The following is a 25063-nucleotide window of genomic DNA, read 5'->3' as shown; positions in this document are numbered from 1 at the left end:
ATGTTTTTTAACCACAACTAACCTTTTTAGGTTTTTTGTGCATTTTGTCTTTTAAACCTTTTAATGGGTTATCTGAAAGCCAACGGTCTTTAACTCGCCCTCTGTTTTTATTAAGTAAATCTGATTTTCCAAGTCTATCTTCAATAGAATCAAAATCAGACCAATCATCTGCTCTTTCTCTTAAACGTTTTCTAATCAAAGCACCTTCTATAGAACGAGCTTGGTCATGAGTAAGGTTATCTGCTAAAACCTCCATTCTAGCAAATTTACCTTTTTTATCTGGATTATTAAGATGCTCTTTAAGCCTTTTCGAGGCTGATCGCTCTGTTATTCCATAATACACAACGTCACCATCCTTATTTAACAATTGATATACCAGTTCATCAAGCCCAAGTGGATCTACAAGAGAAATTGAATCAAATACATAAGCGTAAAAATTCACTTTACCAGATAACAACCCAATCGGATCTTGTGAAATATACGTTCCTGATTCAGGCGAATAGTACCGGAAGTGGTTATAGTATAAGCCCGTCTCTGCATCCTCGTACTGTCCTTGATAACGGAAAGAACAATCTTGGATTGAGCCTTTTGCTAAAGTACGGATCTTTCCATAGATGTCCAGTTCGGCTTGCCAGAAGGTGTAATAAAATGATAAAGCCCACAAATGAAAATTCATGGGCTTTTTTGAAAAATGTTAAATTAAAATCATTTTTAGTTAAGTCATTGTCCTAATTTCGGGCCTAGTATACTTTTTAAATATGTCAATTACAGACCCAAATTACCCGGATGGACCTAACCGGTGACTCTTGTTTTTAATTTCTGTGTAAACTCATCTAATTCTATAGGGACTGAAATACCTAAATGAGGAAGAAATTCTTTTAAGAAACTATTCTCAATAAAACTTATTTCAAAGCCTTTTCGTAACCGCAACTCCAATAAAGAAATTATTTCTATGGGAAAGTATTGCCACTCCTCGTGATTAAAAGGTAATGTCAAATCGTTTTTACTATTTCTGATATGAAAATCAACCATTTCATCAACCCAAGTATTTACAATTGCTTCGTCCATAGAAAATAGATTACTTACCGCTTTTTCATAAATAGGATTAGCATTTTCACTACAATAATTGCTGATTTTTCCTGACATATCTTCTTTACCATAACATTTAGAAACAATAGAAGAAAGCCAAATTATATCTGAATAGCCAAACATTTCTTTCACCCTACCATTATAATAATTGTTTTCTTCCTCCTTTTCCTTATGGTTTTCTAAAACTTTAAGAAATTGTTTTCCAATTAAATCAGCTTCTTCAGGAAAATAGGTCAAGGATAACATTAATATGAGACTTAAGTCTGTTTCCAATACTCCTGAAGCAAAAGTATTTTTTTGTAGGCATAACACTTGATAATATATATTATAAGAAAACCCTGACAATAATTGTGAATACTCAATTTGATTTTTTAAAAACTTTGGAATTGAATTACTGAGGCTAATCAATTTAAACTCTTCTATAATATTAAAAATGTTTATAATAACATCTTCAGGATCTTCCCCTTCCCATAATACCGCCTTATAAGTAAACTCTTCAAAATTATCATCTAAAAATTGATGGAAGAATTGTGAGAATTTTTTTTTGTCTTCTGAAGATATTCTATTATTTCTTACTTGTTCGAAATGAGCAAGTAACTTCCTTTTTATTTGTATCACTTTAATATGAGTTTTTATTACCAAATTGATGTTAAAACAGAATTTACTTTACCATTATCAACAAACACATCAATAATTCTCTTATTGCCAATATTATTTTTCATTTGGGTAGCAAGTTGTGGTGATACACCGTAACCTCCTCCCTGGGCTTTTGTTAATACATCGTCAACAAAGAAAGTTGAGTTTCGCTGCCTATCAGATAGCCCAACGGCCCTTCTATTCCCCTTTGCATCTTTTCCGACTCCAGTAGTCTTCACTTCAAAGAAATCAAATTTACCATCATGTCTTTGCCCTACCAAGTCAATACCGTTATTAGATTTGTTTTGAACAGGGAATACACGCTTGTACTTTCCACTTCCCTCTAATTGTTCCTTTGCAAATTTTTCTCCCCATTCTCCAAGGCTATTACAATCTAACCCAAAGATGTCTATCCAAACATTACTATCCTTAGTATAGGCATAAATATTCGGATTATTCCCCGCTAACCCAATCGGATCTTGTGAAATATACGTTCCTGATTCAGGCGAATAGTACCGGAAACGGTTGTAGTACAAGCCCGTCTCTGCATCCTCGTACTGCCTTTGGTAACGGAAGGGGCAATCTTGGGCCGAGCCTTTTACTAAAGTACGGATCTTTCCATAGATATTCAGTTCGACTTGCCAAACGAGATTTCCCACTCCGTTATAGGCGGCAATGGGTTTGCCGATCTAATCCGAAAGAGCATAACTATTCAGATAAAACCAAAACAGGTCTGATATAAATCAGACCTGTCTTCTATCCATTAAGTAGAGATTTTACTCTTAGCGGAATACCTTATTCCCCAAACGCATCCACATAAGCACGTTGAACTTCCGGATCCGGGTCTAATAGATATTTCTGTTCTTCAAAGGGAGCCGGAAAGGGCAATTCATTGATGTAATCCCAATCTATATGCTCTTTCACTGCATCAAATAACGCCGGAGTGATCTTTTTATATTCGCCTGTAAGAAATACTTGCATCCCTTCCAAAATTAAAAAAGCGTATGCCCGAGGTGATATATTGTTTGAAACCTCCACATCACATATTGATATCCCAACCTCTTTGGTACCTTTCCTTGTTCTAAGACTATATATAATCTTATCTTTAATAAAATTGTCTTCAGAAGCTTTATCAAAACTAAAGGTTATAGAATAATCAAAACGACCGTTTACAATTACATTCTTAGGTGCAAGAATATGCTTTACACAAAGAGCAACAATATGCTCCCTTATCTTGTAAGATACTCTGGGACGGGTTTCAAAATCTGTTTTTTGGAAGGAATCTCCATATAAAGCAAAAGTGTTTATCATTGACATCGGTTTTCTAAAATCAGACAGTGGATGCCTAAGGGGTTTACACCTAAGACATCCACTTGTAACTTCAAAAACGACCTTAGTTATAGGCTAATCAGTCTGTTCATTGAACCATGCATTTTTTATTTTTTGAAAATTATGAGTGTTTTTAATCATTTCATTTTTAAGAGACTCTATATACCCTTTATTGTCTAAAATAGAAATAGATTTCAATTCCAAAATAAGATTAAATTGATGTTGTATCTCGTCTTGAATAATTGAACTGTTATGAATTTTATCTTCAAGTTCATCAGAGATAAATTTATCAGAAACTAACGAATAAATAACCTGAGAAATAGTATCATATACATACCCTCCTGCAATCTCAGCATTTTTATGTTCTTCAATTAGAACTCGTGCAGAGACATCCAAACAGATACAAACATTAATACTTATTGAACTTTGCCAACCACGAAGGTTTTCAGAAGGCAATAAACTTTCAATAACAGGTAAAGTTGAAGCTATATTGTTTTCAAAATGACCTTCTTTAGTAAGCTTCTCCCAGATAAATTCACTAATATTTGATATTTCTACACTTTTATCTGCATTAAAGGCTTTGACAAACTCTGGATATAATCCAAAAATTCTTTGAAAACAACAAATAGAGAAGGTAGCTAACTTCCTTGTTGAAAGGCCCGTAAGTCTCTGTTTTAAATCTTCTTTATATTCTAAATACCCCATAAGCTATTTAATCACAATCAATTTTAATTCCTTTTCTCTTAAGCTGTCCTAAGCAATCATGTTCATCCGGCCCACAAGGTAGTCTTTTATATGTTCCTACAGCTTCCATGTCTGGTATTTTATGCATAAGAACTTCTTCGGCATGTAAGTTCTGCCCATCAACATGTACAGTAGATGTATTTAATGATGTAATTCCAAGTTCTTTAGACTTTGCTACTTGGCCTTTATCTAACCCATTACTTGAAGAAGAATATAAATTACCGTTTGAGAATTGTCCTACGGCAACAGTACGTAATTTACGTGCAAAAAAATGTTCCCCAGCATCAGATATTTGTTTAGCGAGCTCTTGCAAATAGCCCATTAACCCTAAGGGATCTATCCAAGATGCAGGGTTTTTAACATATCCATAGAAGCGAAACCCAGCATGCAACCCAATCGGATCCTGGGAAATATACGTCCCTGATTCAGGCGAATAGTACCTAAAACGGTTATAGTATAAGCCTGTCTCCGCATCCTCATATTGCCCTTGGTGACGGAAAGGGCAATCCTGTACAGAACCCTTTGCTAGGGTACGGATCTTTCCATAGATATTCAGTTCGGCTTGCCAGAAGGTGTAACAAAATGATAAAGCCCACAAATGAAAATTCATGGGCTTTTTTGAAAAATGTTAAATTAAAATCATTTTTAGTTAAGTCATTGTCCTAATTTCGGGCCTAGTATACTTTTTAAATATGTCAATCACAGACCCAAATTACCCGGATGGACCTAACCGGTTACTCTTGTTTTTAATTTCTGTGTAAATTCATCTAATTCTATAGGGACTGAAATACCTAAATGAGGAAGAAATTCTTTTAAGAAACTATTCTCAATAAAACTTATTTCAAAGCCTTTTCGTAACCGCAACTCCAATAAAGAAATTATTTCTATGGGAAAGTATTGCCACTCCTCGTGATTAAAAGGTAATGTCAAATCGTTTTTACTATTTCTGATATGAAAATCAACCATTTCATCAACCCAAGTATTTACAATTGCTTCGTCCATAGAAAATAGATTATCAACAACATTTTTGTAGCATGTCTCTATGTCTTTTTTGCAAAACGATTGTATCTGTCCTCCTAACTCCTTCTTACCATAATAACCTGCTAAAAAAGAAGACAAATAAACAGTACTTGATAAACCAAAATCACCTGTCATTTCACTATGATGATTTTTTTTTACTTCTTCATTATACCTTAAAAACTTTACTAGTTGCTCCCCAATTAAATCAGCTTCTTCAGGAAAATAAGTTAATGCTAACATAAATATTAAGCTTAGATCTGTCCCTAATACTCCTGATGCAAATGTATCTTTCTTAAGATGTAGGATCTGATACAGAATAGAATATTGATAACCATTTAATAAATATTCATATTTCTTTTTATTTTGAAAATTAAGTACTGCTTGAGATAAATAATAACCATTTATAAAACTATAAATAGTTAAAATGTCATACTCTTTAATCTCTTCTTCGCCAAATAAAATTACTTTGTGAATAAATTGTTCCTTTCCTGAGTTGACATATTCTAAAAAGGATTTTATAGATTTTTGATCTTCATTATTATTGTATGAGCTTAAAACGTCTTCAAAGAAAAGCCTACTTTCCTTTTTAAACTTAGATGTTTGTTTCATATGTTAATTACCAAATTGATGTTAAAACAGAATTTACTTTACCATTATCAACAAACACATCAATAACTCGTTTATCTCCTATGTTATTCAACATATGTTGGGCTTCACTACGGGTTAATCCAAATTTATCAATATCATTTTTACCAAGAATATCTCTAATAAAATAATTGGAATTTTGTTGTCTTTTTGACAATCCTACTGCCTGTCTATTCCCCTTTGCATCTTTTCCGACTCCAGTAGTCTTCACTTCAAAGAAATCAAATTTACCATCATGTCTTTGCCCTACCAAGTCAATACCGTTATTAGATTTGTTTTGAACAGGGAATACACGCTTGTACTTTCCACTTCCCTCTAATTGTTCCTTTGCAAATTTTTCTCCCCATTCTCCAAGGCTATTACAATCTAACCCAAAGATGTCTATCCAAATATTACTATCCTTAGTATAGGCATAAATATTCGGATTATTCCCCGCCAAGCCAATAGGATCCTGAGAAATATACGTCCCTGATTCAGGCGAATAGTACCGGAAACGGTTGTAGTACAAGCCCGTCTCTGCATCCTCGTACTGTCCTTGATAACGGAAAGGACAATCTTGAATCGAGCCTTTTGCTAAAGTACGGATCTTTCCATAAATGTCCAATTCGGCTTGCCAAACCAGGTTGCCTATGGAATTGTACATCAGACATGGAGTTCCCAAATAATCCGATACGATGGAATAGGGTTCCCCTTCCACGATCTTCGCACTCGGCACAAAACTGCCTTCGTCAAAGACCCAGGTGATCAGGTTTTCTTCCGGTTCGGGTTTGTCCGGACTCAGTTCTCCCAAGTCGTTGGCCACCGTCTGCGGCCGGTCTTTCAGCGCATAACGCCACTCGTGCAAAGGTACGTTGCCATCCCATACAAACCTAGTGATCTCTTCGGTGGCATGGTTGAGTTTGGCCGTTCTTCTACCCAAGGCATCGTATTCGAAGGAGATTTCCGTGCCGTCCGGACGCTTTACACTTTGCAACATCCCGTTGGCTTGCCAGGTGTAGTACCAGTCCCCATGCTTCCAGCGAGGTGTCAAGGCCGGTGGGTTTTTACGGTTGCGGTACGCTTCTTTTTCCGCTTTCGTATACCGCTTTTTCTTTTCTTCCCGACTGCCCCAATCCTTCTCGTCCAAGAATAAACTAAATTTCGGCTGAGGCGCTTCTTTTTGTGAAGCCGGATCTTGAGATTCCAAAGACACTTCCTCTTTGGTTTTGCGGATCAGGTTGCCCTCTTCATCGTATTGGTAGTACCAGTTTTCATCTTTGAGCAACTTGCCGCCTTTGCCGTAGACCTCTTGCTTTTTCGGGTCTTTGTAGAGGTTACCCACCTCATCGGGCAACTTGTAGTCGTAACTGCCGTCCTGGTACTTGGCCGAAGCCAGGTTGCCAAAGGCATCGTAGGCGTATTGGATCTTGCCCTGGGTCAAGGCATTCAACGTCTCTTTCAAACGGTGGTTGGCATCCCAATTATAACGGTAGTGCCGGTTGTCGTGAAAACCCCGTTTCACCCGTTGGGAGGTCGGTCTTCCCGCCTCATCATAGGTAAAGGTGGAGGTGATTCCTCCGGTCAGCTCCCGCTCTATTTCCTGGCCCAAGGCATTGTGTTGTAACTTCGCCTCCCAGGTTTTTGCCTCGCCTTCTTCCTCTGTTTGGACCCGGGCTGTGGTTCCGGTTCTTCTGCCCAGGGCATCGTAGTTGTTTTGAATATCCGCTCCTAAAGAGGAGGTGATCTGTGTGCGCTGTCCGTCCCGGTTGTAGGTACTGAGCACTTCGTAGCCCTCTTCTCCCGGCAAGCCCGAGGTCTGTACCTCCCGGATCACCCGGCCCAAGGCATCCCGTTCGATCAAGATCGCGTTCTTCTCCGTGCGCGCCTCTACCAGCTGACCGTTTTTGTTGTAGCCATAGGTCTCCCAGCTGCCGTCCTGATGGTCCACCCGGCTGATCCGGCCCAAGGCATCGTATTCGTATTCCGAAAAGCGTTTGCCCGGCCGCTGTACTTTCAACACCTTGCCCGCACTGTCACGGTCGTACTTACGGGTCAAGCCGTCAAAACCTTCTTCCTCGATGATATCTCCCTTCAGGTTCCGGGTAAAGCGGTACCGCTCTTGCCGTTCGTTCTCGATCCGCAAGAGCTGCTCCATCTTGTCGTAGTCGAAAAACACCTTCTTGCCGTTTTCCTCCCGCATCTTCAAGCTGCCCATAGGCGTGTATTCAAAGCGCACATGATGGTGTTTGTCCAGGGCTTCGATCACCTCGTCATAGGCATTGTACCGCAGCTGGGTCTGGTTTTGGTCCGCTCCCTGGATGCCCACGACCCGGCCCAAGGCATCGTAGTTGAACTGTTGCTGGCTCTGCCCTTCGGCTTGTACCGCCCGCACACGGCCCCAATCATCGTACACCCAACGGGTCGAGTGCCCCATCGCATCGGTAAAGCGTACCAGGTTCTGTTGCTCATCATAGGCCAGGAGACTCTTTTGTCCGTTCTGCCGCACTTCTACCAGCAAGTCCTCTTCATCGTATTCAAACATCGTATAGCTGTTGTCCGGCTCTACTACGCTGCCGAGCAAATGCGGCTTTCCGTCCACATAACTGTAGGTACGGCATTGGCCTTCAGCATCACTGGCCAGGATCAAACGGTCTTCTTCATCGTAGACAAAGCCCTCTTCGGTGCCGTCCGGATAAACAATGCCCGTACGGTTGCCCCGCTCGTCATAGGTATAACCTGTCAAATTACCCGCCTCGTCAATCTCCCGGTACAGCTCCATAAACTCCGTATACTGCAAAAAGCGGCTGTTGTTCAAAGGGTCTTTTACCTGGGTCACCAGCCCTTCCGGGGTGTAGTGATAGGTAGTAGTGGCCCCGTTAGCATCTATGATGAGATTAAAGCCTTCTTCGGTATGGTACTCAAACCAACCTTCTTGATAGCCTCCGCCTCCCCAGGTGTGTACACAGCGGGATTCGTTATCGTATTCCCAGTAAAAGGCCTGTCCGTTCCGGTCGGTCTTTTTCACCATCAAATGCTCTTGGTATTCCATGACGGTTTCCTGTCCCAAAGAGTCGAGGATGCCTGCCATATTTCCTTCCGCATCGTAACGGTAGCCCACCAAGGTGGATTCATTCAACCGGATCTCGGTGATCCGTCCCTTCGCATCGCTGTCCACTTCCAGTTCCCGGCCCGCGCTGTCGGTGATCCCCGTCAAGCGGTCCCCGTTCAAATGCAAACACAGCGCCTTGCCCGCCGGGGTTTCAATCCGCGTCAATCGGTAACGATCCGAACCGTTAAATCCTTCAAAATGATACGTAAGAGCACTATTATGGTCTATCATCTGAAAACGGCCGTTGCCCAGGCGCTTCAGAGTCAATTTCTCCTGACGGGAATAGAATTCCTCCCCGTAGTCCAGCAGCGGAAAGCCCACCAAGCGGCCATCTTCCATCCGCAGGCCTAACTCACCGTCTTCGGGATAAAGCTCTATACAACGGTCCAGGGCATGATGCACCCCGTGCCCCAGCCAGCCTTCGTATTCGGTATCCGAATACCAGGCCCGATCCCAGGACAAAGGAATCGGTCCGGGCAATTCAAAATCGTTGCCTTCGTAAACCACCGCTCCGGTGATCAGGTTGATCGGCTCAAAACCCAACCAGCAAAGCGAGCGAGTCAGCTTTTTAGGAGCGTTTCTCTTTTTAAGTAAGTGGTTCAGTTTGGTAAGTTGTTTCCCGGCTTTCCGCATCACAGCCCCCAAGCCAAAGCCCATGATCATATCCGTAAGCAGGGAGCCCCAATCCGGCACATAGGGACCACCAACCATCACCGGGGGCCCGGTGGGAATTGGCAAAGAGAAGGAAGTCGGAGCAAAAAGCGTTGGCACCACTTTCCAGAACTTCTTTTTTCCCGGAGACAGGGACAGGGGAATCCCGATATCGTTACAGGTCATGAGCATATGTCCCCGGGGGCTCAAGCGGGTACCTTCGGAAAAGACCCTGTCGCTACCGAAGAAGTTAACACTTTCGTGCCCGATAATAGGGGCCAAAGCCCAAGGCGGGGTAAACAAGGGAATATGCATATAGGTGACCAACATCCCGGAGGTGGTGGAAACACCGGATTTCAGTCCGTTCACATGGACATTGGTCCCGATGAAGGGGACGTAATCCATGGGGTCCATCACAATCCCGATAAACGGATGAAAGGGATTGAACGGAGGCAAGGTGGTAAAGTGGATATCGATCCCGATGATGGGAGTCAAGTGTGTATTGGCAAGTAGCATAAGCTAATAAAATTCAGGATTATGGGAAAGTAGTCTGATAAATAATTAGGCAGGTACGCGCATTACTCACCGGCATGAAAATAGAACCAATGAAAATAGCACCCACCGGAAATCCAACCAGTATGTGGTCCCTTTCAGGGAGAAAAACACGGTCAATTCAACAGAAAACTCAAGTTGTATCAAGCTTAAAGCAAGAGCCTGAATTGATTATGAAGTGAATTAAACTTTTTCTTTTTTCCTAAAAAATGTTTCAAAAACGCCTCCTCTGTGTTACTTTTTTCAACAAGAGCTTTGGCTATTCTCTTCAAAAAGTGCCTTGATGAGCCGGTTTTGATTCTGTCTTCAGTCAAAAACCATACGTTTAAACCACTTCTATTAAAATTGGAGGGGGGAATCGTTGAATATGCAAATGGATAAATTGTGGTAACGGGCTGATATCACCCTTGCTTCGTGTCCATTTTTTCCTCCTTTAAACTATTTACAACCTGAATCAAGAGTATGAAGTTGTTTAAAGCTTTCCTTTGCATTCGGTACCGGTCATAAATTTTCTTGGTTTTAACAGTTACAATGATCCGGTAAAACAAATACGAATCTTTTACTGACCAGGAAAATATCCAAACAACTTCACTGTCTAAACTTTATCAATGATTCATATAAAATTTAATTCTACTCTTCGTAAGCACTATCCTAATACGGGTTCGGCAGCGGTAAGCGTATTGGAAGACTGTACATGTTTCTTCCATTCTTCACCGAATAAGGTCTGCATTTTCTCGTCCACTTCAGCTACACTGTAGCGTTGTTGCGGCAAAGGGATTTCAATGTATTGCTTCGCGATATACCCGAATTCTGTGGATTTCAGCAGGTCCTCTTCCAGTTTGTAACCATACTCAAACCCTTCCGGTACAATCTCCGCCAAGCGATCATTCATTCTATGTTGACTTGCTACCAGAATAGCGTTTTTATACGCTCCGATTGCCAAAGCGGCCTCTTCTTTTTTCACTGCCAAATGCGCCTGCTTCATAAAGCAGTCCAATGATTTTTGGTTTTCACCACAAATGCTGTGATAGGCTCCTTTGTAACTATATACTTGCAGGGTAATTCCCGAAAGGGATTTATCATTGTTAGCACTTCCGATCTTGATCGCCTTATCCAATAGTTGGTGGATTCTTGCCGAATCCTTAAACCCAAATAAAAATCCGGCATATACCAAATGTGCGGAAATCCAAAACGCTTTTTCTCCGGAAGCCTGGGTAACGTCCAGGGCTTTTTGCCCCCAATGATTCACTTCCTTTTTATTATTTTTAGAAGCTGCATTCCCCATTTCCACCATACACTTTCTAAACATAACTTGTGGATCTTTGGGATTTCCTCGGGTCATCAAGGCATCACAAGCCCCCTTCATATCCTGGTCTTTCAGCACCAAGGTTTGAGAGAATTCCCGGGTTTTCGAATGGTTGAGTAAGCCATCATGATAGCCTTTGCCTTTATGATCTGTCAATACCAGTCCGACAGCCGGAGGTAAATCCTCCAAGATCTTCAGGCACCAATCATTCATTTCCTGATGGGAAATTACTTTTCTTGGGTTCACCCCTACAAACATAATTGTGGGTTTTCCTTCGTATTCTTTGAAGCTTTTCAACATTTTCGTTAAAAAAGCATCGGCAGAAGGGGTATCGGAAGCATCCAGTTGATCAAATTCATTTCTCAGCTCTTCATAATCTTCCCAGGCAAGTTCGGGATACTTTTCCTGCTCTAGTTGGTACATATGTAACCAATCGTTCGACAACTGATAAGAAAACGAATCCGGGGATTCGAAATCCGTTAGCATCACTACCAAGGTTTCTTCTATTTTACCGTGAGTGGAAGACTCCAGTTTGTAAAAACCATTCACTAAGGGTACATCACTTGGAGCAACCATCCACCGGAGCAGCCGGGCCTTGGGTTTCTTTTGCCGGTGCTCTATCCATTGGTCTTGCAAATAATTAATCCGTACAGCGATAGGATTGTGCTCGTTGGCCATCTTCGGTTTAGTTCAGGTTTAAAGAAGAGTTTCCTTTGATATTTGTCATGTTCCCTCCGGTCACATTCACATTTCCGGCTTTCGAACCCACTTCCACCAAGGTCTCAGCACCAATACTCACTTTATCCCCTGAATTATTTTCAATCACACTATTGCTATTCACACTCACGATTTCCGTTCCGGTCACTTCTGCCGACTTGGTACTTATCACCACTTTGTCTTCTCCGGTAATGTTAATCTCTTTGGATTGGATATCGATTTTATCCGGAGCCGCAATGGTAATCGTTCCATCACCGTTGAGCGTCACCGTATTTCCGGAAGGATCGTAAATCGTGACCGTAGAATTTTCATCATCCATCTCTACCTTGGTTCCGCTGGCCGTGGTCAAGCCTTTGACATAGTTACCGGCTCCTCCGCGCCCGCTTTTTCCTTTGCCATGGAACATGGCTCCGATCACAAACGGTTTTTCCGCATTCCCACTCTCAAAGCCAATCAAGACTTCTTCTCCAACTTCTGGCAGCACATGGAACCCTTTTCCGTCTCCGGCATAAGGAGTAGACACCCGCAACCAGGGAGAAAGTTGATTATTCAACGCCTGCCATGGAAACTGCACGCGAATACGGCCCAGTCCATCCGGATCGTTGTTGTCTTTTACTTCTGCGTATTGCTCTTCACACACCGGAATGGCGTCCTCGTCAAAATACACCGGCACCTGAATATCGGAAGGGACCCCTTCGAAGGTATTGATGTACTCTCCGCTATTATTTACTTTATGGGTTACACTAGTAATTATATAATTTCCATATACATCTGTTTGTCCTGCTACACTTGTACTTTTCCCGGTCACTTCCACCAAATTCCCTAGCGCCACTTGCACTTCATCACTTTTTCCTTCAAACACCATTGTGTTGAGCGCGTGTTTGGCTTTGAGTTTTACTACATTTTCCAATTCTACTTTTCCATTTTCCAACAGGGAATTGTTGTAAACGGCCGTAGGTTTTTTGGCAAAGAGCTTTTCAGATACTTTTGTAATATCCCGGATATAGGGGTTGGAAACGCTTTCCCGGTGATCTTCCATGGAGGCATTGTGGATTTTGGCCTGAAGCGAATCGTACACCAGGTACGTATGATGCTGCGGCTTGGCCTGCATGGAGAAGTTAAACTCAGACAAGGCTTCACCAAAGTTCAAGGGAACGGTATCACTGCCATGGTTTCCGAAATGGAGGGTTTCACCATCGTAATACACCCATTCTCCATATCGCTTAGCCAGGCGGCAAATAAAATCGAAGTCGTTTTCTTTGTATTGTACAGTATACGGAATACTGTCTTGAAAATGCGGCTTACTTTCAATTTTTACAATATCGGAAGGATATTCTTTGGTTGCTTCGCTAATAATGCCTTTGAGGTCCTTTTTTTCAAAACTCTGAGAGTCTCTGCCATGGGCCATCAACACGGTCGGGCTAAAAGCCGTAATCACCATCAAACCGTCTCCCCCATCGTATTTATGAATATTGACATTCACCACCACACTGGTAAAGACCAATTGATCCTCATTGATCAATAACGTGAGCCGGTTGCCGATATAATCTTTGGCCTTCATGGCAAAGCTCCCGGCCACATCTTCCATGGACTCTGTAGGGCAGGTTATGGTCAGTTTATGATGGGAAGCAATTTGCTGCTCAAGTTCTATACTGTAATTACTGTTCACCAGAATAGGCGATCCATTCAGGAGTATTTGAGTATTAACAGGTTTAGCCATACGGAAAGTAGTTTAAAAGTGAAAAGGTAGAAAAGGGAAGAAGAGAGAACATGCTATAAAGCCCATTTGTTTTCAAACTCAGCTTTTTCAGCGTGCATTTTCTTCACAGAAATCGTCATTTGAATCTGCATAGGAACATCGGAATGGTGATTAAAATGCTCCTGATAATCGATACAATAAGCTTTCTGAAAATTAAGATGGAACAAACGAGCTCTCTCATCCCTTCTGAAAAAAGTAATTTTTCCATCTTTGGTATGAATATGCTCTACCATCCACCGTAGAAATTCGGCTGTTCCCCGGGACTCTATCAAAAGCGAGATTTTGCCACCTCTGGGAATGCTTGAAGGCTTGTGGTTCTTGTCCACATTTTGCTCAAAATGATAGGTACAATCAATGACATTGTACACCTCATCGTCAACCTCTAATTTGGCTAAGAAAGACATAAAACAAGTTCATTTGGTTAAGTAAAAAATAATACATCACAAATAAGCTTTCAGCCTATTTTCTAAATAAAAAAGGAAATTGTATAGCTAATTAGACACCACAGCTTGCCTATAAAAAAGCCGCCTGTTGTGTTGATGTTAAGAGACTTAACGGTACAACACATACGTTCGACAACTGATTTTTTTTCAGCAATCCATTATTGATTAGTTGCGTGATAATCTTGATGATAAACACTCCCTTTTTTATTTAGAAAAAGAGCCTGTGTCTTAAAAAAAAATCAAATTGATAGTCTCAGGTATAATTGAGTTGTAAGTATCCGGATAACGAAATGTATAAAAATTCAGTAATCTGCGCTATCCGTTTTGTAAAAAATCACTTGACAAGAAAAATCACTTCAATGAATCTACAAAAAGAAGACATGTAAAAATGCTCTGTTTTAGTGCTTTCAAGTTAAGGTTTTTTTTCTTATTCCAAGCGTTTAAAAAGTTAATTAATTTTGTGCGTACTCCGTATCCCACTCATTTCCGTCATCGCCTTTTTGCCCTTCCATTTTAATCATAAAGTTTTTAGCAGGGAAATAAGGCTTCATATGGATATCCAGATAGATTCTGTCTTTTTGGACCCTATCTTGCTCGAAGCGTCTTACCTCGAAGTTTTCGATCAATTTGTCAGGACCGGTAATGCTATCCAAAAACTTCACGACTTGTCCCATAATTTCCTTACGCGTACGAGCGGTAAAGTTTTCAAAAGCTCTACGGTTCAAGAAATCCATCAACACTTTTGTAACGTAATCAAAGACCCGTACTACCGAATAGGTTTGTAAGCCTAAGTTATCCCCGTTAAAGAGGGTTTTTCCGGAAAATGCCATGACCTTGCCGTACTCGTTCACCATGGGGATCAATCCAAGATTTTCCAAATTGGCGATTTCACTCTTTTTAAGATCAAAGCGCACTCCATCTACTTCATTAATCCCGCCAAACTTTTTACCAGCCGTCACTTGCGACATTAAGGTTTTGTGAATTTTACCTGCCAATGCAGCTGAAGGAGGCACAAACAAATCGTCTTCCTCGTTGATTTGTTCAAAGCGGCCACGGCCTACCAACCAGTTACAGGTCATCATCACGTTAGCTCTGTAAATATCGCCACCGGTAAGGTTCGCGGCATCAAACATTTCCATCACATCATCCGGTTCATCCAAATGAGAAAAATCCGTAACCAGCATCACCTTATTTTCATGTGCAATTTTCGCCCATTTCTCCAAGACTTTATTACTACCCAGATATCCTGGAATCACCAAGACACTGTAATTATTTTTCAAGTCCAGGCGGTCATAATTCGCAACCAATTCTTCATGAATGGTATCGATGAAGCGGGTATTGTCCAAATCTTGCAGTTGTTCCAGATCCGCATTAATGACGGTCACGTTCTTCACCTTGGTTTGCTCGGTATTCTTATAGAACAGCGCTACCGTCCGGTAAGCTTGCTCTAACTCCGTGGTAGCGCCCACAGCAGTCGCCAAGTTTTTATCCAACACCTTTTCGGTTGTTTGATAGTTATCTTCGCACTCTGCCACCATATCGGTGATGTTGTCCTTGCTTTTCAACACATCCATCCACATCTCCAAAGATTTCTTCAGTGCTTCTCTTTCTCCCTGCTTACTGGATTCATTCAGGAAGATTTGTTTACGGGCTCTTCTTTCCGGGTTAATATTTTGTACCCCTTCGATTGCCATTTCAAGCAAATCAAATCCTCCGTACTTGGCTAATTGGTCGAGTTGGTTTTGTAACTTGGAGGCCTTTTGTTTTTGTCCTACCTGATTAGTACTCGCTTGTACTTGTGTTTTGGTTGCTGCCATCGTTGTTGTTTTTATTTGTTATCTAATTCTGCAATCAAATTTTCAATTGCACCTAACAAGGCTTGTTTCGCATCGGCATCGTCCAATGCAGTTTTCAGAATTTTGTTGGTTTTAAGTTGTTTAATGATTTTTTTGTACTGTTCTTTTTCTACCTCCAAATTGTGGAGAAACTTACTTTGATTCGTAGCTCCTTTTATACCAAAATCTGCTAAGTTGCTGAATTTTAGCTCTTCAGGATGCATTCCCCCTTCGGCATCTTCAAAATTGACTTTTACCGAGGGCTTGTAGTGTTCAAACACTTGCTCTACCGTTTGTAAACCCTCTACGGTTTGAGGTTTTACAGGCGCATCGGAAGTTAACTTTTGAACGATAAGTGTCCGATTTTGAGGAATTTCACTAATTGCTTCGTTGGCATCTTGTTTAACTTCGTTGCCTCCTATTCCATAGTTTGATAACATAGTATTAATGAGGTTTTTATGAAAAATGAGGATAAATATAGTCCTTTTTTTAATTTCAACACAAAAAAAACAAAAAAATATAAATTACTACGCTTTTGGTATTGCATTTTAAAAAGTTTACTATACTTTTGGTAGTCCATAAGGGAAGAACTTATATTGTTTTTATTATTTAACCTATAATTTTTTAGGGTTTCCAAATAAGCTTTTTATATTTGCTTTTGTATATAAGTTTTCTTAGAAAAATCGTATATATTGAAACCTTTTCTCCGAAAGGGGAGTACAGCTCAATATATACCAAAATTAACCAAATAACCTACACTATATTTTTTGAATTATAATGATTGAACGCTCGAAGCATTTCCCCATCAATTGGGTAGATGGGATGAAGATTAATAAAACGCATTTTCTTGCTACTCAAAATTGTACCAATGAAATGGTGCGTGATGCGATTGGTATCACCACATCTCCTATTTCATACGGATTGCTTCCTTCTAATACCATAGAAGAGTCAGTGAAGATTTCATTAGTAATTGACAATCATAAGCTGCTCCGGGTGAAGCTTGAAGAATGTCATGCAATTACTCCTAACGGGGCACGGATTGAGATTAGCTCAAAGAATTCTCATGCATTAAGTTTGGAAGAAGCTTATCCGGAAGCTGAATTTCAACTGAAAGTAGACGGAAACTCCGAAATGGTATTACTGGCAAACGTTACCGTTAATCCAGAAGAAAAGAACCCCTTTGGAGAGCCTGATCCGGAGGAAAACCCTCCCCGTTACCCCTATTTACTTCCTACTTATCAACTGAATTTGGTGCCGGAAGGAAAGTTTATAGAACGAACATATAGTGGTTATGAGCTCACGATTGGAAAAATCGTGATTACAGCAACAGAAACATATTTATTAAAAGATTACATACCGCCATCTACCACGGTAAGCAGCCATCAACAGTTGGTTAACATCTACGATCAGATTGATAAGTTTTTAGGGCAACTAGAACTGTTTGCCGTTCAGATAGCACAAAAAATCAACCGTAAAAATCAAACAAACGACTTAGGATTAATTCTTTTGCAATTGTGCGAACGCATCATTGATTATACCGGCAGGGAGATTAATTCTTTCCGATGGTTTGCCTTGCACCACCCTCCTGCTTTTATGTTTGATAAGGTGATTTCATTGGCCAGAATGATGAAAAACTTTATTGATTCCAAGTCAGGTGTGGGAAAAGAGGAACTGCTAAATTACTTTGCCGAATGGTGCAGTATCAGTCAAGGAGATTTTGAAGTGCTCTTTACAGAGGTTGTAAACGTAGGTTACAAGCACAGTCAAATAGACGAGACCGTTATCCCTACCATGGATTTTATGCAAACCATGAGTGATTTGTTCTCTGCCTTGAATAGACTGGATATTATTGGCAAACGCAAAGACACCGGTATCTTTGTGAAAGAAAGAGAAGAAAGTACAACGGTAAACAAACCTCAACGAAGTCGCACTTTTTTAGCTGATTAAAAAGAACATATCCTATTTCTACTATGGAAGTATTGAATAAAAAAGAGAGAGTCTATTCTTTTTTAACTTTCTTACTCGTATTTTGTATTACTGTGGGAATCATCCTGTTAGCTGTATTTTTTGACTATCAGATCCCTCGCAAAGAACTAGAGCATTTGCGGACTGAAAACCGGAAAATGGCTGAGGAATTTCAAATCCAAGAAAGCTTTGCGGAAAAACTGGAAGAGTTGAAATCCTTTACCGACTCACTGAATGTATCCGGTCAGGATTTTTACTTTAACCAACAAAGTGCGATTAATACCATTATCACGATGCAATACATCATTCCTCCGAGGGATAGCTTAGAACTCAAAAGGAACAATATGTATGACAATATCTTGCTGGCTTACCGGCAATTGATCAATGCAAAGAAAACAATTAATACGCTGGGGGCCAGTAAAGAAGAAATTGATTTATTGCTTCAGCAGTTGGAAACGTATAAAAATGAACTGGAAATCGTAAAAAGAGATTTGGAGGTATGCCGTCAAATTAACCGTTCCAGATAAGATAAATTAATAAAATGAGCGTTATCTACATAGATAGAGAAGCTCCGTTAAAACAATTTTTTACTACTACTATTCGGCAGCAGGCATTACCTGATTGCTCTAATCAATCTTACAACTACAGAGGTTTATACTACTTTTCTTCGGGCTACTTATACTTTGGCTCAAAGAAATAGGGCGGGCTGTGCGGACCTTATAACGTACTGCTGCATGTGTATCATTATGCATATGCAAGAACCGCCAATACAAAAATAATTTGGAAGGCGCCAACTGCTGTACTACGTTGGCAATGCTTCCCTTCGCTCAAATCTCGGAGCACGAACCGTCATCGAATGACCTGATACAGGCGAGAATGAGTTTGAAACGACAGGTTATTAGACAATAGATATCATCATAACGCTAACAAACAACAACTGACTGATTAACTACTACTGGACATTCTTGTTTGAAAAGTAATTCTCTGGTAAGGCTTTTAACAGAAGCGATGCTTTAAAGCTACACGAGCAGCTTTTTTATCCGAAGCCCCTTCTCACAAAAGAAAGGGAACAGGAGCGTATGACTTGAGGCGAGGATAAAAAACAGAGGGCTGTACACTTGGCTAAGCGGCCAATCCGAACATGTATTTTTATTTTTATTTGGTATATTTTTGTTTAACCTTAATCATTTATTATCATGTCTTTTAAGTCAAAATTAAAAGTTTCAGGACACGAGTTTAACATTCTTAATGTAAACTATGGTCTTATTCAGGAAACTGACGCAACTGGACGTCCATCTTCTATTGCCCGTGGAGGTAAAATAGAAGTTTCTGTAGAATCTACTGGTGAAACTACTCTTTTTGAGCTCATGACGAACAACTTTGAGCGTCAAGACGGTAGTATCGTTTACACCAAAAGAGACTCTGACGCTACCTTGAAAGAGTTATTGTTCGAGGAAGCTTATGTAGTAAAATACAAAGAGAACTTTGATGCTACAGGTGAAAACCCATTTATCGAAACCATCGTCTTGTCTGCCAAGAAGATCACTATGGGTACAGGCGAGCACGTGAATGAGTGGGTATAAGCTCCAACCTATTTGGCTCGGCCATAGCGATGATCGTGTAAACGATCGCAGGAAGTTTTAATTTGTAGGAACCTAAGGCTTCACATTGCTTTTCATTTCAGTTTCGATTGAATGAGAAGGAAGCCTTAGTTCCGACTATACACAAATCGCTTTCTTAAAGTGCTAAGGTTGAGCTTAAGGTATTAAAATCCTCTTCTTTTGGGATGTAAAAAGCTGTTTTTTTACAATGGATTACATTTATTTAGTAGTATTTCTGCTCAATACAGAATAACCTGAAAGAATTTTTCTTTCAAACGCTAGTTATGTACCCCCATCAGTTGAGGATTTTAATTCATTTTCAACCATTAATTATCTAAGGGGAAATGCCCTCCCTTTCTGCTTGACTATGAGAAACAAATCATGTATTTATCTTACTCTTTGGATTTTAGCACTATTTGCTACAAATGCAACTTACGGGCAACAACTCGATCCGCTTGAAGACCTAAGCGCATACAGTTATCATGAAAGAGGTTTTGTTGACAGCCTGGATGATAAGTTGGCCAAAAAGCCTTATGTGCATATAAAACCCTACTATTTCAGGGCCTACAATTCGGATAAGGAATACATTGCCATGCAATTGGGCAAGAGAGAATGTGACCAAATCTTTTTATATATTAAAGTTTTCGTCCATAACTCTTGTGTCAGGGATGGAGAAGTGGTTGAGTTTATCTTCAAAGATGGCTCTATCAAATCTATCAAAAAGAACCATCACTCTGTCAATTGCGATGGGGTCATTGTCAAACGCCTTACAAATAGAGAGCAAAAAATGCTTCTCCAGGGCAAAATCAAGAGCTTTATGGTCTTCACCTTTCAGAAAGACTATACGTTCCATCTTACTGAAGAGATGGCTTCCAGTATTCAAAGTGATATACAATTATTGAGAAATTATCAGTTCTGATATGCCTTTACCCGAATTAAATCTATCTCTTTCCATTACGGACAACCCCGGCTCTCCTTTGTATGCAGGCAATGGAGAGCGTGAGAAGATGGGGGAATTTGACTCCCGGATGAACCAACACCGGATCATCATCACCATATCTGACGAACAAGTTGGAGAGACCACTCTCTCTCTTGACGAGTCCGTTGCCGGGGAAAGTCAGTCGATTTCGCTACCTACATATAAAATGACCTTGACGGATGATAAAACCGAAGAGACCACTTTTTATGAGGTAATCCGGGACAAGGCTTTAATCCACCAAGTGCAAACCAAGGAAGTCGGTGGCTTATCTTTTTTCGGAAAAAAACTATTCGCCAGTAAAGCTACAGCCATTGAAGCCATCGCTTTTGAGCCGCAAAAGGATACGATTCAATCCTTTAGGGCAAGCAAAAACAAAACACTCAAAAAAGACTATTTATACTATACTTTAAAACAAGACCAAAAAACCGCCTATCTGATGGCCGGAACACTCACACAAGACGTTCTGGCAAATAAACACCTCGAATACCTTTTTTATGTAGTAGATCAACGAGACGGAGATAAGTTTATCGGAGATATCCTCTACAGGGAAAAGTTCATGAAATTAACTCCGGAAGTGGAAGTCCGCTTGATCAAAAGAAAGAAGGTAGTCAAAGAGATCCTTTTCAGGAAAAACAAAGCTAACAAAATTATCTATATATAATTTGTATTTACAAATAACGGAGCAGCTACTATGACTACTCCGCAAGAATGCAATTGCGAATAAATACCTTGAAGTAAAATCCCTTTCTGAAACCCACCGGGAATTAGCAGGGGATTTTTGAATACCTACTCTATATATTTTTATCCTTCACTATTAAAGACTTACTGAAAAAACACGGAAAAAGACCGGCCAACACTCATAATCCATTACAAGCATGTGCCGGTACAGTAGTCGTAGTGTAGTTTAAATAGTGTTTCAAGCTTCTTGTTCTTGCGAAGCAACCTCTACTTCCATTTTGGTGATATCCCCCACAATAGACACCCCTCTCAAAACTCCCTCTTCTCCCCCTTCCTGGTTGCGATTGTCAAGCTGTACATCCACTTTTTTACCAGCGCCATTTCTGGTTTCCAAAACCAAATTCACTTTACCCTTTCCAATTTTTTCAAGCCGGTTGCCATTTTCATCTTCATAGTGAATACTGATGATCTCCAATTCTTTCTCAGGCTCGATAGTCGTCACAGGTGTATCCTGCGCACTCAAATCGGTTTCTTTCCAATAATGCTCCAAAATCTTTACTCCGCCATCGTATAAAATAGCCGGAGAAAGCTTAACATTAGTCGTCATCGACTGGTTATTCACCCCATTAAAATGATTCCGGAAGAAAACGCAATGCACATCATACAACTCCAAAACACGGCTTTTGCTATCTTGTGTAACGGGAGAAACCACAATTTTCACTTTTTTGGCCATGTCCATTCCTGTGGACCATTCAAAAAAACTTTGATCGCTGGTAGTTTCAAATAAAATATCAAACAGCGTCCCATTGGGTTTCCCCATAGGCTTTCCACTTTCATCTACCGAACGGGTAAATTTAAATTTAAAATCAAGAATTGTATATTCTTGATCCTCAACATACATTTTAGCAAGTAAACTCATGGCATAATATGATAAAAGGATGGTTTAATAGTACTTCACAGTAAATGTATAAAACTTTTTTGTTAATACAAATGCGTAATAAATGGTAACACAAAAAAGTAAACCCGTAAGTACCAGGAAACTACAAAGAAAAGCCCTCTTATCTCCAAATGATATAACGGAATCATAACAATCCACTACTCCCCCACCAACATAGGATACTTCTCCGCTATTTCCTCCTTACTCATCACGCTCACCTTCGGCCGGGGAACAGTCTTAAATAAACGCTTTTTCCAACGCACCGGAGACAGGAAGACAAGCTCTCCCGTATCCCGGTTCTCAATAAAGAGCTTACGGTCATTTAACTCCGGATAGGCCGCCATATCCACTTCCCCCAATTCGTAGACTTTCTTGGCTGCCAGCCAGTACAACTTCCCGGAAATACGATTCAAGAAATAGATTTCTCCTTCCTGGGAAAAGACCTTGAAATTCCCTTTCAGCATTTCCGGGTCTTTCAATGTGCGGTACAAAATGCCCTGGCTTTTGAAAGGAGATTCGGCTATGGGAGGAAAGTCCCAGTCCAGCTTTCGAATTGTGATGGCTTTGATCGCTTTCCAGTCCTCCCAATCTTTTACAAAGATGCTATCACACTTCCATAAATACAGCCCCTGTGGATCCCAAACTAAAGAATACAATGCATCATTCTTAAAGAATACATCGGCATTCGCTTGTTCCATAATCAATTTATTCTTCGCTTCTGCTTCCTCTCGAGGGATAGGAGAGTTAGTGCGTATTAATTTTCCTTCGTACTCTCTATGTTTCCAATACCCCTTCCAATATAAAGTAAAATAGCGTTTATATAAATTTAAGGGATTACAAGTATTACATCGATTCTCTCTTTTTGACCATTCCAAGCGGGCTAGAATATCCATTTGAAATAAACTTATGATATTTTGTGGTTGAAAAGGAAATGAATGATGCATGAAAGGCATTACATTATATTCATAAAGATAATCATTATAAACACTCCAATTTCGTCCAAATACATTTGTATAAAGAGTTGCTGTAACTTCTACTTTAGAAGTATTTATTAAATATCGTTTTAGTGGAATTTCTTCAGATGTATTAGGATCAATCTTTAGATATAGTTTACTTCGTTCAATAAGTACATATCTCAAAGTATCATTTCTTCCCTCGCAAACCTCTATAAATACTAAAAAGTAAAAAGCTGTAATTAAAACCCTTACTATCATTGTCTTATTTTTTTTGCACTTCCCAATAAACTCTTATATCTTTTGTGTACTTATTACCTGATTCTGCTATAAAATATCCTTCAATAGAAGCCTCCTCCCAAGCTTCTATTGAAGGGAATGCCTTACCATAGGAAGGGTCATACAATGTTCCATCACATTTTACAAAACCGTGACTAGGAAAATCTCCAGGAGGCTTAGCATTATTATGGCCTTTTAGATGCTCTTCAGTCTCGCAATCTCTAGCAACCTCATTCATAGTTTTTTTATCAAAATAGTAATTACCTTGGTGGTCGTACCATCTATCCCCCATCTTTATTGACTTCTTAAAAATATTAATAAAAGGGAACTTAGGTTCTTTGCTTTTTCCATTACCTGAAAACTTCCAACCTTTAATCAAAATCCCTGAAATCCTATTCCCAAACTTATCTTCTTCAAAGAACTTTAGATAAGTATCAGAAGCAATTCCTTGAATTTGAAAACACTCATTTAATAAATCACTAAAGCCAAAACAATCTCCCATACCTGTATCAAGCAATTCTACTGCTTCATTACCAATTTCCAACACACCTTCGCCGGCCTTATAATAATGATAATAGCTCAATTGGGTGTTATGCTTCACCCCAAAATCTTTTTGAAACAAATTCCCTAAAGGATATTTTTCGGTCAGACGAAACCTTTCCCATACTTTTTGAATGACACTCTTTCGTCCCTGGGCTCGATGTGCCTGTCTGCATGAATAATACAAATAGCGCTCATCCACAGAGTCCGATTCGAGAATAACTTCACCTTCATTCGTAATGTAGTTAATAGGTTGTCTATAAGTGATATACCATCTCGGTACAGCCTCTTTTTTGACGCTGATCAACTCTTCTTCCAGCCAGGTTTCGCCTTCATCCTTGGAGAGGCTAAGCTCGATATGAAAGCCGTGACGGTCTTGGCGGTCTTGAGGAGTGACCCAAGCGGCAGGCATGGCCGGATGGTCCAGATGGAAACAGCCCTGGGTTTCGAAATGCCCTTTCTTGTCTTTTACTTCTTTAAGCTTTAGTCCGGCTTCTCCCTTCAGCTCGCTCTTTCCTTTTTTATTGTAAAGCAATGTTGCCACACTTTCTCCTCCCAAAGTGACTTTGGCTTTTAAGCGTACGTCTTTCAGATCTGAGTTGCCAATGCCTTGCTCTCCCGTATAGCGCAAGGTCGCACTAAAGTTGACCGGGATAGCTTTCCCGTCCTCCGTACCGTAATAACATGCCGGGGGAGAAGGACTTTTGAAGATGAGTGCGCTTTCCGGTAACTGATCGCCCTCTGCGATTGTTAAAAAATTCTCTCCCTGAAAGTGCAATGTCTCCAGGTCGAATTGTAAATCCGGGGCGGTGATATTCAAACGGGCGGATTTGGCCTGGGCATGACCCGGTTGCTCGGAAGGGTAAACCGTAGCAACGATTTCCGTGGTATTTTTGTCAATATATACCTTATACCGGTTACCACTCCCGGTTTTTTCTACTTGTATTCCCATAACCAGAGGTAAATTTTGTTTTGACCTAACTTTATAAATTAAAAGGCTTTATACCTTTGATTTTCAGATAGTCCCATAAGTTAGCACACCTGGTAACTTTCTCTTGATAATGTCCAAAATTGTTAGTGATGATCGCTGAAAGGCACCTGGCCTTTAGGGTAGCATTCAATTATAAAATCTGTGTGATGCTAGCATTCGTCACCAGGCGTGTGTAATTGTCCGGTGACGAATGCGAATAGTATACTAGTGTTATGTTAATCATTAAATGACGGATAAAGTCTTTTTAGTTTCACTCTTGATTCCTTGGTGGTAAACTGCCAGTTTATCCGACTTTCTTTGTTGTTGCGGTCATTTTGCCAAGCATT

Annotated in this window: 21 protein-coding genes; 5 read left to right on the top strand and 16 right to left on the bottom strand. The window is 40.2% G+C overall.

Translation table 11 applies throughout. The features are described 5' to 3' along the window. Window positions 1-7: 7 nt before the first annotated feature. From AAG747_RS28805 to AAG747_RS28745, 13 genes are all read right to left on the bottom strand, one after another. Window positions 8-676 (bottom strand): RHS repeat-associated core domain-containing protein, encoded by a 669-nt coding sequence (locus AAG747_RS28805; RefSeq protein ID WP_346824730.1) that lies wholly within the window; start codon window positions 674-676, stop codon window positions 8-10. Window positions 677-792: 116 nt separating this feature from the next. After that, entirely contained in the window at window positions 793-1707 is a 915-nt protein-coding gene (locus AAG747_RS28800) for a hypothetical protein (protein ID WP_346824729.1), read from the bottom strand. Window positions 1708-1724: 17 nt separating this feature from the next. Next, window positions 1725-2384: an RHS repeat-associated core domain-containing protein gene (locus AAG747_RS28795; protein ID WP_346824728.1), complete on the bottom strand. Its 660-nt coding sequence runs from the start codon at window positions 2382-2384 to the stop codon at window positions 1725-1727. A gap of 136 nt (window positions 2385-2520) precedes the next feature. After that, entirely contained in the window at window positions 2521-3042 is a 522-nt protein-coding gene (locus AAG747_RS28790; protein WP_346824727.1) for a hypothetical protein, read from the bottom strand. Window positions 3043-3129: 87 nt separating this feature from the next. Continuing rightward, window positions 3130-3759 carry a DUF416 family protein gene (locus tag AAG747_RS28785; protein ID WP_346824726.1) on the bottom strand — a complete coding sequence of 210 codons (630 nt, stop codon included), beginning with the start codon at window positions 3757-3759 and terminating at the stop codon, window positions 3130-3132. A 7-nt stretch (window positions 3760-3766) separates the two neighbouring features. After that, on the bottom strand, window positions 3767-4408 hold the full coding sequence (locus AAG747_RS28780; RefSeq protein WP_346824725.1) for an RHS repeat domain-containing protein: 642 nt from the start codon (window positions 4406-4408) through the stop codon (window positions 3767-3769). Window positions 4409-4524: 116 nt separating this feature from the next. Beyond that, complete coding sequence (locus AAG747_RS28775) at window positions 4525-5427, bottom strand: hypothetical protein (RefSeq protein ID WP_346824724.1); 903 nt, start codon at window positions 5425-5427, stop codon at window positions 4525-4527. A gap of 7 nt (window positions 5428-5434) precedes the next feature. Further along, entirely contained in the window at window positions 5435-9718 is a 4284-nt protein-coding gene (locus tag AAG747_RS28770) for an RHS repeat-associated core domain-containing protein (protein WP_346824723.1), read from the bottom strand. A 682-nt stretch (window positions 9719-10400) separates the two neighbouring features. Next, on the bottom strand, window positions 10401-11738 hold the full coding sequence (locus tag AAG747_RS28765; protein ID WP_346824722.1) for a hypothetical protein: 1338 nt from the start codon (window positions 11736-11738) through the stop codon (window positions 10401-10403). A gap of 7 nt (window positions 11739-11745) precedes the next feature. Beyond that, window positions 11746-13497, bottom strand: a complete 1752-nt coding sequence (locus AAG747_RS28760; protein ID WP_346824721.1) for a type VI secretion system Vgr family protein — start codon at window positions 13495-13497, stop codon at window positions 11746-11748. A gap of 53 nt (window positions 13498-13550) precedes the next feature. Continuing rightward, a complete protein-coding gene (gene tssD, locus AAG747_RS28755) occupies window positions 13551-13940 on the bottom strand; it encodes a type VI secretion system tube protein TssD (RefSeq protein ID WP_346824720.1) in 390 nt (129 codons plus the stop codon). Between the two features lie 491 nt (window positions 13941-14431). After that, the gene (locus tag AAG747_RS28750; RefSeq protein ID WP_346824719.1) at window positions 14432-15796 is read right to left on the bottom strand and encodes a DUF5458 family protein; all 1365 of its coding nucleotides are present in this window, start codon (window positions 15794-15796) and stop codon (window positions 14432-14434) included. Window positions 15797-15807: 11 nt separating this feature from the next. After that, a complete protein-coding gene (locus AAG747_RS28745) occupies window positions 15808-16254 on the bottom strand; it encodes a hypothetical protein (RefSeq protein ID WP_346824718.1) in 447 nt (148 codons plus the stop codon). Window positions 16255-16636: 382 nt separating this feature from the next. Here AAG747_RS28745 and AAG747_RS28740 point away from each other — a divergent pair, with 382 nt between their 5' ends. The 5 genes from AAG747_RS28740 (at window position 16637) to AAG747_RS28720 (ending at window position 21020) form a co-directional block, all read left to right on the top strand. After that, window positions 16637-17761, top strand: a complete 1125-nt coding sequence (locus tag AAG747_RS28740; RefSeq protein ID WP_346824717.1) for a hypothetical protein — start codon at window positions 16637-16639, stop codon at window positions 17759-17761. Between the two features lie 23 nt (window positions 17762-17784). Next, entirely contained in the window at window positions 17785-18306 is a 522-nt protein-coding gene (gene tssO, locus AAG747_RS28735) for a type VI secretion system TssO (protein ID WP_346824716.1), read from the top strand. A 669-nt stretch (window positions 18307-18975) separates the two neighbouring features. Beyond that, window positions 18976-19362, top strand: coding sequence for a type VI secretion system tube protein TssD (tssD, locus tag AAG747_RS28730; RefSeq protein ID WP_346824715.1), 387 nt, complete (start codon window positions 18976-18978; stop codon window positions 19360-19362). A 385-nt stretch (window positions 19363-19747) separates the two neighbouring features. Continuing rightward, window positions 19748-20299 (top strand): hypothetical protein, encoded by a 552-nt coding sequence (locus AAG747_RS28725; RefSeq protein WP_346824714.1) that lies wholly within the window; start codon window positions 19748-19750, stop codon window positions 20297-20299. A gap of 1 nt (window position 20300) precedes the next feature. Then, the gene (locus AAG747_RS28720) at window positions 20301-21020 is read left to right on the top strand and encodes a hypothetical protein (RefSeq protein ID WP_346824713.1); all 720 of its coding nucleotides are present in this window, start codon (window positions 20301-20303) and stop codon (window positions 21018-21020) included. 255 nt (window positions 21021-21275) lie between these two features. Here the strand turns inward: AAG747_RS28720 and tssD (AAG747_RS28715) are convergent, their stop codons facing one another. The 3 genes from tssD (AAG747_RS28715) to AAG747_RS28705 form a co-directional block, all read right to left on the bottom strand. Next, on the bottom strand, window positions 21276-21956 hold the full coding sequence (gene tssD, locus AAG747_RS28715) for a type VI secretion system tube protein TssD (protein ID WP_346824712.1): 681 nt from the start codon (window positions 21954-21956) through the stop codon (window positions 21276-21278). A gap of 176 nt (window positions 21957-22132) precedes the next feature. Further along, entirely contained in the window at window positions 22133-22867 is a 735-nt protein-coding gene (locus tag AAG747_RS28710) for a hypothetical protein (protein ID WP_346824711.1), read from the bottom strand. 325 nt (window positions 22868-23192) lie between these two features. Beyond that, window positions 23193-24698, bottom strand: coding sequence for a hypothetical protein (locus AAG747_RS28705; RefSeq protein ID WP_346824710.1), 1506 nt, complete (start codon window positions 24696-24698; stop codon window positions 23193-23195). Between the last annotated feature and the right edge of the window lie 365 nt (window positions 24699-25063).

Origin of the sequence: Rapidithrix thailandica, assembly GCF_039710355.1 — a bacterium.
Classification (GTDB): domain Bacteria; phylum Bacteroidota; class Bacteroidia; order Cytophagales; family Flammeovirgaceae; genus Rapidithrix; species Rapidithrix thailandica.
The sequence above is the reverse complement of the archived record's forward strand: the minus strand, read 5'-3'. Positions and strand labels throughout refer to the sequence as shown.

Bases quoted from the DNA above. Each gene is read 5' to 3' on its own strand.
- AAG747_RS28805 (WP_346824730.1), bottom strand. From the start codon at position 676: ATGAATTTTCATTTGTGGGCTTTATCATTTTATTACACCTTCTGGCAA.
- AAG747_RS28790 (WP_346824727.1), bottom strand. From the start codon at position 3,042: ATGTCAATGATAAACACTTTTGCTTTATATGGAGATTCCTTCCAAAAA.
- AAG747_RS28785 (WP_346824726.1), bottom strand. From the start codon at position 3,759: ATGGGGTATTTAGAATATAAAGAAGATTTAAAACAGAGACTTACGGGC.
- AAG747_RS28780 (WP_346824725.1), bottom strand. From the start codon at position 4,408: ATGAATTTTCATTTGTGGGCTTTATCATTTTGTTACACCTTCTGGCAA.
- AAG747_RS28775 (WP_346824724.1), bottom strand. From the start codon at position 5,427: ATGAAACAAACATCTAAGTTTAAAAAGGAAAGTAGGCTTTTCTTTGAA.
- AAG747_RS28770 (WP_346824723.1), bottom strand. From the start codon at position 9,718: ATGCTACTTGCCAATACACACTTGACTCCCATCATCGGGATCGATATC.
- AAG747_RS28765 (WP_346824722.1), bottom strand. From the start codon at position 11,738: ATGGCCAACGAGCACAATCCTATCGCTGTACGGATTAATTATTTGCAA.
- AAG747_RS28760 (WP_346824721.1), bottom strand. From the start codon at position 13,497: ATGGCTAAACCTGTTAATACTCAAATACTCCTGAATGGATCGCCTATT.
- tssD (WP_346824720.1), bottom strand. From the start codon at position 13,940: ATGTCTTTCTTAGCCAAATTAGAGGTTGACGATGAGGTGTACAATGTC.
- AAG747_RS28750 (WP_346824719.1), bottom strand. From the start codon at position 15,796: ATGGCAGCAACCAAAACACAAGTACAAGCGAGTACTAATCAGGTAGGA.
- AAG747_RS28745 (WP_346824718.1), bottom strand. From the start codon at position 16,254: ATGTTATCAAACTATGGAATAGGAGGCAACGAAGTTAAACAAGATGCC.
- AAG747_RS28740 (WP_346824717.1), top strand. From the start codon at position 16,637: ATGAAGATTAATAAAACGCATTTTCTTGCTACTCAAAATTGTACCAAT.
- tssO (WP_346824716.1), top strand. From the start codon at position 17,785: ATGGAAGTATTGAATAAAAAAGAGAGAGTCTATTCTTTTTTAACTTTC.
- tssD (WP_346824715.1), top strand. From the start codon at position 18,976: ATGTCTTTTAAGTCAAAATTAAAAGTTTCAGGACACGAGTTTAACATT.
- AAG747_RS28725 (WP_346824714.1), top strand. From the start codon at position 19,748: ATGAGAAACAAATCATGTATTTATCTTACTCTTTGGATTTTAGCACTA.
- AAG747_RS28720 (WP_346824713.1), top strand. From the start codon at position 20,301: ATGCCTTTACCCGAATTAAATCTATCTCTTTCCATTACGGACAACCCC.
- tssD (WP_346824712.1), bottom strand. From the start codon at position 21,956: ATGAGTTTACTTGCTAAAATGTATGTTGAGGATCAAGAATATACAATT.
- AAG747_RS28710 (WP_346824711.1), bottom strand. From the start codon at position 22,867: ATGGATATTCTAGCCCGCTTGGAATGGTCAAAAAGAGAGAATCGATGT.
- AAG747_RS28705 (WP_346824710.1), bottom strand. From the start codon at position 24,698: ATGGGAATACAAGTAGAAAAAACCGGGAGTGGTAACCGGTATAAGGTA.